Raw genomic sequence first — 15,275 nt, forward strand, 5'->3', positions numbered from 1 at the left:
GCGGAGACCATCATGAAACGCTGCCTCGCTTTGCTCACTGCCTGTCTTGGTCTGGCTGCCTGTCAGAGCCAGAATCCTTACACCGCCGTTTCTGCCGCCATTCCACCGGCGCCGCCGCAAGCTGCCAATGCCATCGACATGACGGCGTACCCCGCAGCGCCCCGGGATTTCGGGCGCTATCGCAACTGGACCTGGCTGAACGGGCAATTGCCGCCCGGCACGATGTGGGCCGACTCCTCTCAGGTGGCCGAGGCCATCAGCAATGGCCTTGATCAGCGCGGCCTGCGCCCTTCGCAGAACCCGCAAGGCGCAGACCTGCGCGTGACGGCCAATACGCGGATGGAAACCCGGCTGCGTCAGGTGCGCGACGATTATTACGATCCTTACTACGGCGGCGCCGGGGTGGGCTATTACGATGGCTATCGGCGTGGTTACGGCGGCTACGCCAGCGTGCCGATCGTGCGCACGTATCAGGAGCAGGTCGTTGTCGTGAGCATCAGCATGTTCGACGCCCGCAGCGGCCAGCCGGTCTGGAGCGCCAGCGCCGAGACCAGCAGCGGCGGCGATCAGTCAGACCGCGCCAAGGCGCTGCGCCAGGCGGTGCAACGCGCCTTGACCGCCTACCCGCCGTCCTGATCCACGCTGTTTTCTCATCAGTCAGTGCTTCTGGAGAATCATCATGTTCCGCTGTATCGCAGTCGTGTGTGTCGCCCTGTTGCTCAGCGCCTGCCAGACCGATCGGGTCAACCGTGACTTCGACGCGCAGCGGGATTTCGGTGGCTATCGAACCTGGGCCTGGAAAGAACCCGGCCTGCAATATCAACCTGACGATCCCCGCATCAAAAGCGACCTGACCGAACAGCGCATTCGCCAGTCGGTCGGCGAACAGCTTGACCAGCGCGGGCTGCGCATGGCGGCACCCGGCGCCCGTGCCGATGTGCAGGTGCAGGCGTGGCTGATCGTCGAGAATCGCCAGCAAATGGTCACCACCAACTATGGCGGTGGCGGCTATTGGGGCAATCCGTGGGGCGGTTACTGGGGTGGGCCAATCGGTTCCGAGACGCGTAACGTCGATTACAAGGTGTCGACGCTGCAGATCGACATGCTCGATGGCAAGGACGGCAAGCTGGTCTGGCGCGGCAGCACCGAACAAATCGTTAATGACGGCACCGCCAACCCGGCAGCGCGTGAGCTGGCGTTGCGCCAGACCGTGCAGAAAATCCTCCAGCAATACCCGCCCCGATAGTCGCCCAAATAGTCGCCGCATCCCTGCACCGCACGCTGCAGACGCAAGCAACGATACCTGCTTGAAGCCTGTAGCGTGCCGCTTGTAACTGCCTGCACGCCAACTACACTCCCTTCAAACTCGGGTGAGTAGCGACGGCTTTGCCGAAGGAGTGCTGGATGTCTCCCCTGATGTACTGTGGCCCCCGGCGGGATCGGCAGCGGGGCGCGATCGGACTGCTCGCGGCGCTGACCATGGCGCTCGCACTGATGTTCATGCTGGTGGTGATCGACAGCGGCCGTCTGTTTCTCGAGAAGCGCAATCTGCAGCGCGTCGCCGATATGGCCGCACTCGAAGCGGCGAGCCTGTTCGGCGCTTGCAGCGGCGGCAATACCGCCACCGGCTACGCCACGCAAAGCGCAACGCGCAATGGCTTCACCGTCAGCGACAACACGCGCAGCATGACCACCCGCTGCGGAACGCTGACCAGCGATGCCAATAGCCGACGGGTTTTCACAGCCGATGCGAGCAAAGCGGACGCGATTCAGGTGATCGTCAGCCACACGGTGGCGCGCAGCATCGCCGCAGGTATCGGCGCCCTGTTCGACAGCGAGCCGACTCCGGCGGACATCCAGCTGAGCGCCGTCGCAGTGGCAACGCCGCCTTTGCCACCACTGGCGCAACTGACGATCAACAGCACCCTGGCCACCGTCGACAGCACCCAGGCCGGCCTGCTCAACACGCTGTGGGGCGGACTGCTCGGCGGCACGCTCAATATCAGCGCAGCGGGTTGGAATGGCCTGGCGAACGCCAACATCAACCTGCTCAACTACCTGGACCGTCTGGCCCTCGATATCAATGCCAAAGCGGGCGATTACACCTCGCTGCTGGCGACCAACATCTCCATCAAACAGCTGCTCAGCACGGCAGCGACGGTTCTGCCGCAGAACGACTCCGCCGTGCAGGTCGCGCTCAATGGCCTGGGCGCGGTGAATACCATCGCCAGCGGCACCACCATCAAGCTTCAGAACCTGCTGAACCTGCAAACCGGCCTGCCCTCCGCGGGCCTCAACACCAACCTGAACGTCTTCGGTCTGGTTCAGGGCTTCGTGCAGGTCGCCAACAGCAACAGCGCGCTTTATGCCACCGTGCCTGCCAACGTACTGGGGCTGGTGGGGCTGACCACCAAAGTGAAGATCGTCGAAGCGTCACAGCTCTCTGCCGCCGGGGATCCGCGACTGGCGACCGCCAACAGCAACGACCCGAACCAGATCTACGTGCGCACCGCGCAAGTGCGGACGCTGACCACTGTGGACCTGAGTTCGCTAGGCCCTGCGCTCAATCTGGCGAGCAGCACGATCAGCCTTTTGCTGGCGCTGCTGAACGCCGATGTTCAGATCGCGCCTGCACCGTTGACGCTCGACATCAGCCTGGAAGCCGCAAGCGCGAACAGCCACGTGACGGGTTTTACCTGTGCTTCCGATGCGACCAAGACCCTGGCTGCGGACACCAACACGGCGCTGATCAAACTCAAGATCGGCAAGATCGATGGCAGCGTCTGGAGTTCGTCGCTCAAGGACCTGCCGTCACCTCAGGAACTGGTGTTGTTGAACGTGCGCACCGGAACGCCGCGAGTGGATTTCGGCGGCGGAGGCGCCGGGCTGATGGTCAATCTCCCCGTTGCGGCAAACCGGACCATGCTGAACTTCACCGCGCCGGCACAAATCGGAGCACCGCCCTCGCCCGTGCTGGCGCTGAACGGCGACCCCAATATCGTCACCAAACTGGGGACCGGCCTGAACAATCCGCTGGTGTTGCACACAGCGAGCAACAGCGGCCTGCTCGGGGCCGTGCTCAATCTGGTGACTGGGGCAATCAATGTGCTCGTCAGTACCGTGACCGGATTGCTTGGCACACTGATCGGCCCGCTGCTCGATCCGCTGCTGAACATCGTCCTGAAGAATCTCGGCGTGAACATCGCCAACGTCAACGTGGGCGCGAACCTCAGTTGCCACCCCGCACAGGCAGTGCTGGTGATCTGAAAGACGAGGTACGGCGGCGCAGGTGAATGGCGCTCACTCGCGCACGATCGGCAAGGCGATCCGGAAGCACGCACCCTCGCTGGAGTTACTGACGCTCAGCCGTCCGCCCATTTGCTCGACGATGCCGTAGCTCACCGACAATCCCAGCCCGGTGCCGACGCCGACAGGTTTGGTGGTGAAAAACGGCTCGAAGATACGTTCCAGCAGGCGCGGGTCGATGCCGCCGCCGTTGTCCTCCACGACCAGCCAGAGGGTCTGCGCATCCTGCTCCACGGTCAGGGCGATCCACGGCTCGAAGCTGCGGTCTTTCTCCTGCCTGGACAGCAGCGCGTCACGAGCGTTAACCATCAGGTTGATCAACACCTGCTCCAGTTGATCGACATGCCCACGCACCTGCACGCGAGGTCCCGCATCACCGACCCGCAGTTCCACGCCCTTGCCCTTCATGCCCTCGGCGAGCATGTTCAGCGTGCCTTCCACCGCGTCGATCGGGTCGAAAAGCTGCTGCTCGATTTCCGACCGCCGACCGAACACGCGCATGTGATTGACGACCCGCGCCGCGCGCTGGACCTGGGTGTCGATGCGGTTGAGTTTGTCGGTCAGATAGTCGATTTCCACCTCACCATTGCTCAGCCGTTTGAGCACGTTCACGACCGCCATGCGCATGACGTTGAGTGGCTGGTTGATCTCGTGTGCAAGACCGGTTGCCATCTCGCCCAGCGTCGCCATCTTGGCGCTCTGGTTGAGCTGCATGCGGGTACGGCGAATTTCAGTATTGTCCCGCGCCACCGCCTGAATCTCGATCAGCTTGCCGCTTTCATCAAAGACGCCGCGATCAGCCCAGACCCACCAGGCATGCTCGCGGCCAGGCAGCTCTAGGCAGACTTCGGCGTTGCCCATCGGCGACTCGGGGGTCAGCTCGGCGATGCGTTTGAGGAAAGCGGCCTTTTGCTCGGCGGAAAACCACTCGCCCAGATTCACCCCGGGCAATTGCTGCGGGGTGCACTCCAGATAGTCCGCCAGCGGGCGGTTGCCGAAGCTGAGCACCAGATCCGGCGTGTAGCGGCAGATCATCGCGGGAGAGTCCTCGACCAGAATCCGATAACGCTCCTCGCTCTCGCGCACCCGCTCAGTCGCCTGCGTGGCCTCGGTAACGTCCAGCCACAAACCCACGGCTTCGACCGGCATACCCAAATCGTCGCGCAGCAACCGCGCCTCGTCGAGAAGCCAGTGATATTCGCCCTTCTTGTCGCGCAGCCGGTATCGACAACTGACAACGCCTTCGCGCAGCAACTGCCGCGTGCGCTGGAACCAGATGTCGCGGTCTTCGGGGTGAATGTATTGCGTGAGCAGGCCGTCGCCGCATTCGGCCTGAGTCCAGCCCAGCAATGGCGTCAGGCTGGCGCTGAAAAAGGTGGGCTCGAGGCTGCCCTGGTCGTACTCCAGCACGTAAATCACCGCAGGTGAGCTGGCGATCAGGTTATCCAGTCGCGCATGGGCGGCGGCCGCTTCGGTTTCCTGATTCTTGATGTCACTGACGTCAAGCATGAAGCCCAACACCCGACGCGTTTGCCCGCTGCCCAGCGCTTGCCCCTGAATGCGCAACCAGACCGGTGCGTCGCCGTCCTGCTGTTGCAGCCTGACGCACGCCAGCATCGGCGTGCCGTGGTCGCTGAGCAGGGTCAGGCGGCTCTCGAATTCATGTCGATCAGCGGGATGGATGAGCTGCAGCCATTGTTCGAGGGACAGGACATCGCTTTGCTCAGGCAGGGCCAGGGTTCGCGCCAGCTGTGGCGCCAACTGCACCTCGCCGCTGTCCGGCAGTAATTCCCACCAGCCCGTTCCCAGCAAGTCCTGCAAGACCGCCAGACGCTCCAGTTGATGCCGGTGCGCCTGATCGGCCTGGCGATACAGAATCGGGCCGGCAAGCGCCGAACACAGGTTCATCCATTCACGATCGCCCAGGTCGGGCACCTGCCCGGCGGCGTTGTAGAAACCAAACAACAGCCAGGCCTTGGCAATGCCTTCCTTGTGGTGCGGGACCAGAAAACCTTCGGTATTGCCGAAGTCATTTTGCAGATGTGCCAGAGGGCTCTCACGCTCGAAATCGATCTGATGAACCACCGTGCCGGCGAGCGAGTCCAGATCGGTTCCCAGCCGCTGCCCGTCCTGCCATAACTGCGGCGCGGTGTGCGCGTTGTAATGCGCGTAGATGCGCCACCCGGTGGCGCCGGGCTCGGGCAACGCGAGCGCCAGACAAGGCACGCGGTAACTCTGCGCCAGCTCTTCGAGCTGCTCGGCGGCGACCGTTTGCAACCGGTCCAGATGACAGCCGCGAACCTTCTCCGCCAACTGCCCCGCCAGACGCAGACACTGCTGACGGCTTTGAGCAATGTTCGCCTCTTCCATCAAATCGCCGATGTCGAGCAACTGCAGCAGCCAGTGCTGTCCCTGAGCCTGAACCCAGCCCCGCGTGTGCAGAATCTGACCGTTGGGCCGCTTGAAATCCAGATCGAGCATGTGGCCCAGCCAGTCCTGCGGAACGCCTTCGACCACCAATGCGCTGCTGGGCATCAGGTAACCCAGCAGACGCTGCGCAGGCACCGGCGCTGCGGCAATCCCCAACGCGGCACGCATCGGTTTGCTGATACCCGTGACGCGCCCTTCCTCGTCCAGCTGCATGTGCCAGTCTGCACTGAACGAAGCAGGCTCCACTTGCGCGGGCAAAGGCTGCGGCGGCGCGTCGGCGCGACCGAGCCAGCGGTTGATGTCGTTTTTAAGGGGCAAGTTGCAGGCTCGCTTCAGCAGTGAGAGAAGGGGGCAGATTGGGCACGTCGCCGATCAACGGAAGCGTCAGCACCGGCATGACTTGAGTCAGCTTGCTCTTGGGGTATTCAATCCTGACCTTCAGCAGTTTGCCGTCGAACGTGACAGCGGTATTCGTGCCGACGCTGAACCCGAAGGCGGAGGGAATCCAGGCCAACTGTTTGTTCAGCGCATCGTTGGCCTGGCTGGTCACCAGTCCCTTGTATCCAGCGACGCTGGGGCTGATGGCAACGCTCTGGCGCACCGCTTCGGCGGCGGCATTGTTGAACGATTGCATCATCAGCAGCGGCAGGCTGTAAGCGACCAGCCCATAGAAAACAGCGAAGAAAATCACGAAGACCAGCGCAAACTCGATGGCAGCGGCACCGTTTTGCCTGGATGGAGAAAAGTTGCGGGAAATCCTGCGCATGCCGACGTCTGCCCTGACAGTGCTACCTTGCAAAGAGCATAGATTCTTTCCAGAAAACAGGACGTTTTTTACTCAATGAATTTACTTTTCCTACTGCTCTGGTTCGCCCTGTGCGCGGACCAGGACGCCCGCGCCAGACGGGTTTCAAATGGACTGAGCTTTGCGGGAGGGCTGATCGCGCTGGTCTACCTGCTGATAAACGGCCACGGCTGGCTCGGCGCGCCGATGGATCAGGCGGGTTGGGCGTTGTTGCTGACACTGGCCATGACCTTGCCCGGTTATGCCCTAAACCGATTGGGCGCAGGCGATGTAAAGGTTCTGATCGCCGTTGCCCTGGCCAGCGACAGCCTGCACATTCTCGGGACGTTCATCGGCGCTGGCGTGACGAATGTGATCTGGCTGCTGACGCGTCAAAAAATCGCGCCCGTTATGGGTCAACGACTTACACGGCGTTATCCCGGTCTGTTGTCGACGACGTCAAACAAGCATCCATTCGTGCCGTTCCTGTTCCTGGGTTTCGCCATGACCGTGGCCTTTATCCACTAGTCGTGTGGCCGGTTCACTCTATGTACATCGTCGGTAAGTGCGGCTAGGTTTATCCGTACGCCCGGACAGTGAAGTCCTTCTGGATGGCCGTGATGATGGACAACATGGCACCGGGTTTCGGTCAGTTGTAGCCGCAGCAGGGAGTAGCGAGTGAACAAGTTTTCGGCTGTAAAAGTGCTGGTGGTCGACGACCAGCCACTCATCGTCGACGAAATCAGTGAGTTTCTGGAAGGCAGCGGCTATCGCTGTGTCTCCTGCTATTCAAGTCGCGAAGCGCTTGAGCGGTTCCGCGACGACGCCGAGATCGCCATCGTACTGTGCGACCTGGACATGCCGGGCCTCAACGGCATCGAACTGGTCGAAGCGATGAAGCTGCTGGCGGGCAAGACGCGGATCTTCGAGTCGATCATGCTCACCGGCCAGGCTGAGAAGCAGGACGTGATCAAGGCCTTACGGGCGGGCATCGCCGATTACTACCAGAAGCCGGTCGACCTCAATGAGTTGCTGGTGGGCGTGCAGCGGCAGGAAGAGTCGCTGGCGGAAAGGGGCAAAAACGTCCAGCACCTGGGTCACCTCAACGACAAGCTGCAATTTCTGGCCGCGTCGATCGACGACCTCTGCCAGGACCTGGACAGAACCCGGCGATTCGCCCAACCCGTGCTGTCCGAAAGCGACAGCGAATTCGAAATGCCCGCCATCTTCGAGCAGCTGTCACCGCGTCAGCTGGACGTCGCCAAACTGGTCGGCAAAGGCCAGACCAACTACCAGATTGCCTGTGAGCTCGGCATCACCGAAAACACCGTCAAACTGTATGTGTCGCAGGTGTTGCGGCTGACTCACATGCACAACCGCACGCAACTGGCGCTGGCCATGTCGCCCAACAACGCCTTGGCCCGCGGGCGCGTGACGGCGCATTGAACACCTCTGACGGCCTCCCGCCAAGCTGCTCCTGAACGGCACGTTCTGACGCTGACAAAAGGAGCAGCTTTCGGGCGAGTGCAACGGGGAAGTTGAGGGTGTCTGACGTGACGCACAACCCTGTAGGAGTGAGCTTGCTCGCGAAGACTCACGCCTGCCCGCTGCATCTCCAAAGCCTATACCGGCCTCTTCCCGGCTGAAGCCGGTCCTACAGATACCTCAAGCTCTCCGTAGGACCGGCTTCAGCCGGGAAAGCGTCGGGTGGTACGCCGTAGATCGAAGGGGCGTTAAAGACTGTTGGCTCGCTCCCAGATGGATCTCCTGGCCTCCCGAATTCCCCGGCCAGCACAAATCCTGTAGGAGTGAGCTTGCTCGCGAAGATTCACGCCTGCTGCCTCTCCACAGCCTATACCGGCCTCTTCCCGGCTGAAGCCGGTCCTACAGATATCTCAAGCTCTCCGTAGGACCGGCTTCAGCCGGGAAAGCGTCGGGTGATACGCCGTAGATCGAAGGGGCGTTAAAGACTGTTGGCTCGCTTCCAGATGGATCTCCGAGCCTCCCGAATTCCCCGGCCAGCACAAATCCAGTGGGAGTGAGCTTGCTCGCGAAGATTCACGCCTGCTGCATCTCCACAGCCTATACCGGCCTCTTCCCGGCTGAAGCCGGTCCTACGGACGCCGCAAGCCTTGTAGGACCGGCTTCAGCCGGGAAAGCGTCGGGTGGTACGCCGTAGCTCGAAGGGGGTGTTTTCGTAGGGCCGGCTTTAGATTTATCTGAATCAAGTCAATTGCCGCCGGAGCCGCCATTCGACACTTGTCCACCTGTGTCCTGTTTGAAGAATTCAGGAATCGGATGCTGATAGCTGTTCAGCCAGCGTTGCATGCTCAGGTCGCGTTCGATCGGGCTGGAAGGCTGTGGGATGGGGGACGCCGCCCTGCCGCTGGCCTGCAATTGCAGCCAGGCATCGGTCTGCTTCTGCGTGTCGGAGGACGGCCCGGGCTCGATGGCGTGCACCAGGCCTGCCGTGGCCAGCAGGCAACATCCCAGTAATGAAGTGCCTCTCATGGCTGTCTCCCTGCAACGACGGTGGAATCAATCACGGCTGCCACCTTGTCGGCCTTGACGGGCGAGCTGCCGGGAGCGGATTTGAGTTGGTCGGCACGCGCCTGCGCGGCATTGACCTGATCGGGTGTCAGCCCTGCCCGCGACACCAGTTCGGCTGCATGCGTCCAGTCATCCTGGTAGATCAGCAACGTCACCAGGTTCAGTGCGGCGAGCGAGTCCGACTGCTTCAGTTCGATGGCGGTCAGGAACTGAAACCGTGCCTGTTCCAGCTTCAACTGGTTGAGGTAAACGACGCCCAGATCGTTGCGAATTTTCTCGTCGGTGGGTGACAGCTTCACGGCGGCCTGCAGGTGCATCAATGCCTGACCGTTGTCCCCGCGCGCCGCCGCCAGTTGCCCCAGACCGTGTTCGCCCTCAGCCGCGCGGCAAGTGCCGAGCAGGCTTTTGTACAGCGGCTCGGCCTCGTTGCTGCCCAGCAGACGCAGCACCCGGGCCTTGCGCAGCCTGACGTCGGCAAGGTCCGGCGGGAGGCTTTCCAGATGCGCGAGGCTGGCGTGCAGGCGTCCTTCGTCGGCCATGTCCTGAGCCATGTTCAGCGCCAGCTCCTGGTCGGACGTCGGCTTGCCACAGCCGCCCGCATTCGTCCCCGCCAGCCAGCGCGCGCTGCTATCGCTCGCGCAGCCGCTGAGCAGGACCAATCCCAATATCGCGATGACACTCTTCATACGAGCTCCCTAATTGGCAGACAGCGCTTTGCCGATTGCAGTGAATCCCGGCCCCGCGATCACGATCAGCAGGGCGGGAAACAGAAACACCATCATCACCACCGACATCTTTCCCGAGAGCTTGGAGATGTACTCCTGCAAGCGGGTCAGGCGTCGATCGTCGATCAGGTCCTTGAGCGACAGCAGCGACTTCATCGCGCCGCCGCCCTGGTGGATCAGCTGATTGAGGATCACGCAGGTGTCGCTGAACTCATCCACCGCCAGCATGGCCGCGATCTTGTTCAGCTCCTCGCCCAGTTCCAGCCCGGAATCGACACGCACCAGCAACACGCGCAGCTCCGAGGACAGCACCGGCAGCAATTCCCGCCCTTCGTTGCTGAGCACGCGCAGGGCTTGTTCCACGGCCATACCGGACTCGAACAGAATGCGCAGCAAAGGAATGAACGTACCGATTTCAGCACCTGCTCGCTTCTGCCGGTGTGCAGCGGCCGAGGCCAGAATGCGCTTGGGCGCCAGATACCCAAGCCCCAGCGCGAACATCGGTGCCATGAGCGGGTAAGCGGTGTCAGCGAAAAACAGCGTCTGCACCAGCATCACCACACACACCGCCGCAATCGGCACACCGATCTGCAGCGCCGCGAACAGCGAGCGCTGGCTCGCACGACGCCAGCCCAGCCGGTTGAGCAGGATCTGCGTTTCGCTGTCCAGGCTGACCGAGCGCTGCCCGAAGCGGCTGTCGCCCAACAGCCGCAGCAGGCTGCCGACCCGGCTGTCGCGCGCGACCTTGCCTTGCAAACGGGAGATGACGTGACGGTCGTTGCGCCGTTGCCGGGCGACCGACAGCAGAAGAAAGAAACCGGCGGCGGCAAACAGGAAGGCGCTGAGCAGCAAGGCCATGTCAGATACTCTTCAACATGCGCCACAGCGCAAGACAACCCAGCGTCTGCATCGCGAACGCAACCATCAGCATTTTTTGCCCGGTGGTGTCGTTCCACATGTGCAGCAGATAACTGGGATTGACCACCATGAAGTAACCCACCATCGCCACCGGCAGCGACGCCAGCACCACCGCGCTCATGCGTGTTTCACCGGTCACGGCGCGCAACTGCCGGGCGCCCTGCTCGCGCTCGCGGATCAGCCTGATGAGGTTTTCCAGCAGCTCACTGGCGTTACCGCCATAACGGTGGTTGACCCTCAGCCCCAGCGCGAACAGGCGGAATTCCTCACGCTCGTAAAGGTCGGCGAAGTCCTGCACGGCATCGGGCAGGCTGATGCCCATCTGCACGTTGCGTCTGATCCGGGACATCGCGTCACTCAAGGGACTGGCCGATGCGTCGATGCCGAGCAACACCGCATCACCCAGCGTGCGGCCTGATTTCAGGCTGCGCACCGTGTGGTCGAGCAACTGCGGCAGCTGCGCGACCATACGGCGCGTCCTGCGCTGATAACGAATGCCGACGAAAAAGCGCAGCGCGATCACGGGCAGCAACACCCCAAGCACTGCACCGAAGCCGTCGTAGAGCAGATACCCCAACAGCACCGAGGCCAGCCAGATTGACAGCGCAAGCGGCAGCCGTTCGGTGGGTTTGCCCAGGCCTGCACGCAGAAACGCCCGTTCCAGCCGTGCAAGGCCGGGCCGGGCAGTCTTGGGCTCAGGCTGCCCGAAAGCCAGACGTGCCATGATCCGCTCATTCGCCCCTTTGTTCAGGCCACGATAAAACAGGTACATCGACACGCCCATCAGCAGCATGAAAATCAGTCCGAGGACGATGGCTCCCTTCACCTCAGTCTCCCCTGCCCGCTAGTAATCGAGCTGGCGCAGCTTGTCGCCCGCCGGATTGATGGCCTCGCGAAGAAAGCCGAAGCCGCTTCGCCGGTCCAGTCTGAACAGGGTGTTGGTGACGTAGACGTCGTCGCGCGTGCCCACCACTTCCACCACTTCGCTGACGCAGCGGCGGCCATCGGGCATGCGCGTCAGCTGGATGATCACGTCGAGCGCCGCGCAAATCATCTGCCGCAGCGTTTTCTCGGAAATGTGCCGCCCGGTCAGGCCCACCAGCGTCTCGAGACGCAGCAGCGCATCCTGAGCGTTGTTGGCGTGCACCGTGCTCATGGAGCCGTCGTGGCCGGTGTTCATCGCGGTCAGCACGTCGAGGACTTCGACGCCACGGATTTCGCCGAGAATGATGCGGTCCGGGCGCATCCGCAGGGCGTTGCGGATGAGATCGCTGGCGCGCACTTCGCCGTGACCTTCGGCATTGGGCGGACGGGTCTCCAGCCGCACCACATGAGGATGCGCCAGTTGCAATTCAGCGACGTCCTCGATCGTCACCAGACGCTGTTGAGTGTTGATCAGCTGGCTCAGGACGTTGAGCATGGTGGTCTTTCCGGTGCCCGTCCCGCCGCTGATCAGGATGTTGCAGCGCTTGCTCACGGCGCTCTCGAAGAAATCGAAAATCGGCTGGTCGATCGTCTGCATCGCCACAAGGTCTGCGCTTTTGAGCATGTCCTTGCGAAACTTCCGGATCGACACACAGGGCCCGTCCAGGGCGATGGGCGGGATGATTGCGTTGACCCGGCTGCCATCGGGCAGACGCGCATCGACCATCGGCGACGACTCGTCCAGACGCCTGCCCATCGGCGCCAGAATCCGCTGAATGACCCGTTCGACGTGGTGAGAATCGATGAAGCGCAGATCGGAATGATGCAGGACGCCCTCGCGCTCGATGAACACCTTGTTGGGCCCGTTGACCAGAATTTCAGTGACCGACTTGTCTCGAAGCAGCACCTCCAGCGGGCCGAAGCCGGTCAGTTCGTCGACCAGTTCTTCAGCCAGACGCTCCATCTCGTAGCGAGAGATGGCCAGACGCAGGCGGGCGACGTATTCGGCGACCTTGTCAGTGACAAACTGCGCCAGCGCCGGACGCGTTCCTTCCAGCAGGTTGCGTCCGCTCTCCTCAATGGCGTCGATGATGTAGCGGTGCAGAACCAGCTTCAGGCCTTGCCCGTCGCCACCACTTTCCTGAGGTCTTGAGGACACGCCGAACAGCTTTTCGCCTTTCATTATTTGCTCCTCAACAGTCGACTGAGCCAGCCGCTACGGGGCTTGTCGGCAGCTTCGGAATGCGTCGCCAGACGCTCTCCAAGATGACGCAGGCCGGTACTGAGCGACTCGCGCGGCGACAGCTCGAACAACGAAAGGCCTTGATTCTTGGCATTGAGCCGCAGCTCGGGACTCAGCGGCAACACCGCCATGGCCGGCAGGCCGAAGGTCTTTTCCAGCGCGTCGGAATTGGGCGTGACTTGGCGCAAGTACTTGTCCACGAGCAGGCCTGCGTGTTGCAGCTTGAGTCCCTTCTCGCGCCACAGGTTGAGGATTGCCAGATTGCGTCGGCACTCGATGATGTTCTGGTCGGTGTACCACAGCAATTGGTCGCAGTGAGCGACGAAGGTGCGCAGCGATTCGCTGTCCGGCTGACCGACGAGATTGACCACGACGTGCTGGAAATGCTGACGCAGCGCGCTGAGGAGCATGTACAACTCGGCGGCGCTGGTGTGCTCCAGCGACTGATCATCTTCGGCGTACGCCAGAATGCGCAGCTGGCTGGGGTGGGTCGTGAAGGCGCTGTCGATGAGGGTCGAATCGAGCCGACGCAGGTGGCGCACGGCGTCGCCAAAATTGAACGACGACTCCAGGCTCAGCATCGCCAGACTGTCGCCTCGCGGCATGCCCAGATCCAGCAACAGGGTGCGCTGCCCTTTTTGCTGCGCCACCAGCGCCAGATGCGCCGACACCAACGCGCCATCGCCATCGCACTGGCAACCGTAGATGACCGTCAATCCGCCCATATTGGGGTTTGGCATTACCGCCGGCAGGCGCTTGCTCAGGCGTCGCACCAGGCCGGCGACTTCACTTGAGCGCGAGCCGTAGGCGACGAAATCCCGAGCGCCTGCGCGCATGGCGTTAAGCACCAACTGATTGTCCATACCGTCGCCGAGCGCCACGATGGCAAGCATTGGCTTGGCTTCGAGGGCTCCTTCGATCAACGCGCTCTGGTTCATCAGATGCTCGCGATCCAGCCCCACGAACACCACGCTGGCGAAGGTCACGTCCACCAACGCCAGCAGTTCATCGAGGCTGCCGGTGCCGGCACTGACGACTTGTCCCAAGGGCGCCAGCGCGCCTTGCAACCACTCGAAATCCGTGGGATTGCGGGTAATGGCCAGAAATGTCTGGCTCAGGCTCGGTCCCTGACTCATTGCGATAACCCGCCCCGGCGATCGAAATTGCCGTTCTCGAGGAAATACATCTTGAAGAAGTTCGGATCGTAATTGCGCAGGCCCTCGCCCGGCAGTGTCGGCAACTGCGCGTTGGCGGCCAGCGGCTGAACCAGATGCGGCGTGACGATCATCAACAGTTCGCGCTCGTCACGATTGATCTGCGAGCTGCGAAACAGCGCGCCGAGAATGGGCAGGTCGCCCAGGCCTGGAAATTTGTCCACGCTCGCGACATTGCGGGTGTTGATCAGACCGCTGATGACGAAGCTTTCGCCGTCCGCCAGTGAGATGCTCGTGTCGGTACGACGCACGTTCAGCGCCGGCACGGTGGTGCCGGCGATCGTCACGCCGTTCGAGAAGTCCAGTTCGCTCACCTCCGGCGCGACTTTCAGGGCAATGCGATTGCTGCCGACCACCGTCGGCGTCAACGTCAGGCGCACGCCGTATTCCTTGTATTCGATGGAGATGCCATTGCCTTCGCCATTGGGTACCGGCACCGGGAATTCGCCGCCCGCCAGAAAGCTCGCGCTCTGTCCGCTCAGGGCCACCAGGCTCGGTCGCGCCAGGGTGTAAGCGAACCCGCTGCTTTCCATCGCGTTGAGCATGCCGAGCACCTTGCTGCTGCCACCGCCCCAGACGATGTTGAAATTGTTGTTGTTCAACGGAATCGCCGGACGCGTGCCGCCGACCGTTCCGGGCGTAACGGTGACGCCGGGAACGGTGCCCGGCGAGCCGAACAGAAAGTTGTTGGAGCCTTTGCCGAAGATCGAGGTGCTCGCCTCCTTGAGCTTGTTGCGACTGACCTCGACAAAGCGGATGTCCGTCTGCACCTGGCTGGGCAGCAGCGGATCCTCGGAGGGAGGAAGATTGGGGTCGGTCATCGCTGAAATGGCCGTCCCACGCACGAACACCATGCTCTGACGCGGCGAGGACGAACAGGCGGTCCAGACCATCAGGCTGGTGGTGCCCGCGCCAACGCCGGTCAACAGAAAGCCGCCGTTGTCATTGCCGTTGACGTGGACATCGGCGATCTTCGGATCACCCACCGCCAGGCGCGTGATCGCGACCGGCGAACGAATGTCCTGCTGGACGCCCTGACCGATCTCCATGACCGAGGGCGCCGATGACAGTCCCGCGCAGCCGCTGGGCGCGGCCACGACAAATCCCTGATACCCCCCGACAGACAAAAAGGCTAACGCGAAGTGCTTGAAAACCGGCTTGAAACGGCTGCTCATGAATGT

At 62.3% G+C, this 15,275-nt stretch carries 14 protein-coding genes; 5 read left to right on the forward strand and 9 right to left on the reverse strand.

The features are described 5' to 3' along the window. Positions 1 to 12 precede the first annotated feature (12 nt). From AAGQ88_RS23550 to AAGQ88_RS23560, 3 genes are all read left to right on the forward strand, one after another. Entirely contained in the window at positions 13 to 636 is a 624-nt protein-coding gene (locus AAGQ88_RS23550) for a DUF4136 domain-containing protein (protein ID WP_093464794.1), read from the forward strand. 43 nt (positions 637 to 679) lie between these two features. Then, positions 680 to 1,246: a DUF4136 domain-containing protein gene (locus AAGQ88_RS23555; protein WP_093464797.1), complete on the forward strand. Its 567-nt coding sequence runs from the start codon at positions 680 to 682 to the stop codon at positions 1,244 to 1,246. 158 nt (positions 1,247 to 1,404) lie between these two features. Beyond that, positions 1,405 to 3,267, forward strand: a complete 1,863-nt coding sequence (locus tag AAGQ88_RS23560) for a pilus assembly protein TadG-related protein (RefSeq protein ID WP_342653736.1) — start codon at positions 1,405 to 1,407, stop codon at positions 3,265 to 3,267. Between the two features lie 33 nt (positions 3,268 to 3,300). Here the strand turns inward: AAGQ88_RS23560 and AAGQ88_RS23565 are convergent, their stop codons facing one another. Together AAGQ88_RS23565 and AAGQ88_RS23570 are read right to left on the reverse strand one after the other, a co-directional pair. After that, positions 3,301 to 6,054: an ATP-binding protein gene (locus AAGQ88_RS23565; protein ID WP_342653737.1), complete on the reverse strand. Its 2,754-nt coding sequence runs from the start codon at positions 6,052 to 6,054 to the stop codon at positions 3,301 to 3,303. Further along, positions 6,044 to 6,502: a TadE/TadG family type IV pilus assembly protein gene (locus AAGQ88_RS23570; protein ID WP_285426202.1), complete on the reverse strand. Its 459-nt coding sequence runs from the start codon at positions 6,500 to 6,502 to the stop codon at positions 6,044 to 6,046. The genes AAGQ88_RS23565 and AAGQ88_RS23570 overlap by 11 nt, the downstream gene beginning before the upstream one ends. Positions 6,503 to 6,577: 75 nt before the next feature. On the opposite strand from AAGQ88_RS23570, the gene AAGQ88_RS23575 reads away from it, so the two are divergent. Both AAGQ88_RS23575 and AAGQ88_RS23580 read left to right on the forward strand, forming a co-directional pair. Next, the gene (locus AAGQ88_RS23575) at positions 6,578 to 7,048 is read left to right on the forward strand and encodes a prepilin peptidase (RefSeq protein ID WP_342653738.1); all 471 of its coding nucleotides are present in this window, start codon (positions 6,578 to 6,580) and stop codon (positions 7,046 to 7,048) included. Positions 7,049 to 7,198: 150 nt separating this feature from the next. Continuing rightward, positions 7,199 to 7,966, forward strand: a complete 768-nt coding sequence (locus tag AAGQ88_RS23580) for a response regulator transcription factor (RefSeq protein WP_342653739.1) — start codon at positions 7,199 to 7,201, stop codon at positions 7,964 to 7,966. A 783-nt stretch (positions 7,967 to 8,749) separates the two neighbouring features. On the opposite strand, the gene AAGQ88_RS23585 is transcribed toward AAGQ88_RS23580, so the two are convergent. Genes AAGQ88_RS23585 through AAGQ88_RS23615 form a run of 7 tightly spaced genes read right to left on the reverse strand, consistent with a single transcriptional unit; the run spans position 8,750 to position 15,269 of the window. Continuing rightward, positions 8,750 to 9,031 carry a DUF3613 domain-containing protein gene (locus AAGQ88_RS23585; protein WP_342653740.1) on the reverse strand — a complete coding sequence of 94 codons (282 nt, stop codon included), beginning with the start codon at positions 9,029 to 9,031 and terminating at the stop codon, positions 8,750 to 8,752. Then, a complete protein-coding gene (locus AAGQ88_RS23590) occupies positions 9,028 to 9,756 on the reverse strand; it encodes a tetratricopeptide repeat protein (protein ID WP_342653741.1) in 729 nt (242 codons plus the stop codon). Before AAGQ88_RS23590 ends, AAGQ88_RS23585 begins: the two co-directional genes overlap by 4 nt. A gap of 9 nt (positions 9,757 to 9,765) precedes the next feature. After that, positions 9,766 to 10,653, reverse strand: coding sequence for a type II secretion system F family protein (locus AAGQ88_RS23595; protein ID WP_285424165.1), 888 nt, complete (start codon positions 10,651 to 10,653; stop codon positions 9,766 to 9,768). A gap of 1 nt (position 10,654) precedes the next feature. Beyond that, positions 10,655 to 11,539 carry a type II secretion system F family protein gene (locus AAGQ88_RS23600; RefSeq protein ID WP_342653742.1) on the reverse strand — a complete coding sequence of 295 codons (885 nt, stop codon included), beginning with the start codon at positions 11,537 to 11,539 and terminating at the stop codon, positions 10,655 to 10,657. An 18-nt stretch (positions 11,540 to 11,557) separates the two neighbouring features. Continuing rightward, positions 11,558 to 12,820, reverse strand: a complete 1,263-nt coding sequence (locus AAGQ88_RS23605; RefSeq protein WP_285424163.1) for a CpaF family protein — start codon at positions 12,818 to 12,820, stop codon at positions 11,558 to 11,560. Next, positions 12,820 to 14,016 (reverse strand): pilus assembly protein, encoded by a 1,197-nt coding sequence (locus AAGQ88_RS23610; protein WP_342653743.1) that lies wholly within the window; start codon positions 14,014 to 14,016, stop codon positions 12,820 to 12,822. Before AAGQ88_RS23610 ends, AAGQ88_RS23605 begins: the two co-directional genes overlap by 1 nt. Beyond that, positions 14,013 to 15,269, reverse strand: coding sequence for a type II and III secretion system protein family protein (locus tag AAGQ88_RS23615; RefSeq protein ID WP_342653744.1), 1,257 nt, complete (start codon positions 15,267 to 15,269; stop codon positions 14,013 to 14,015). Before AAGQ88_RS23615 ends, AAGQ88_RS23610 begins: the two co-directional genes overlap by 4 nt. Positions 15,270 to 15,275 lie beyond the last annotated feature (6 nt).

Origin of the sequence: Pseudomonas sp. F3-2 (genome assembly GCF_038804275.1) — a bacterium.
Taxonomy (GTDB): domain Bacteria; phylum Pseudomonadota; class Gammaproteobacteria; order Pseudomonadales; family Pseudomonadaceae; genus Aquipseudomonas.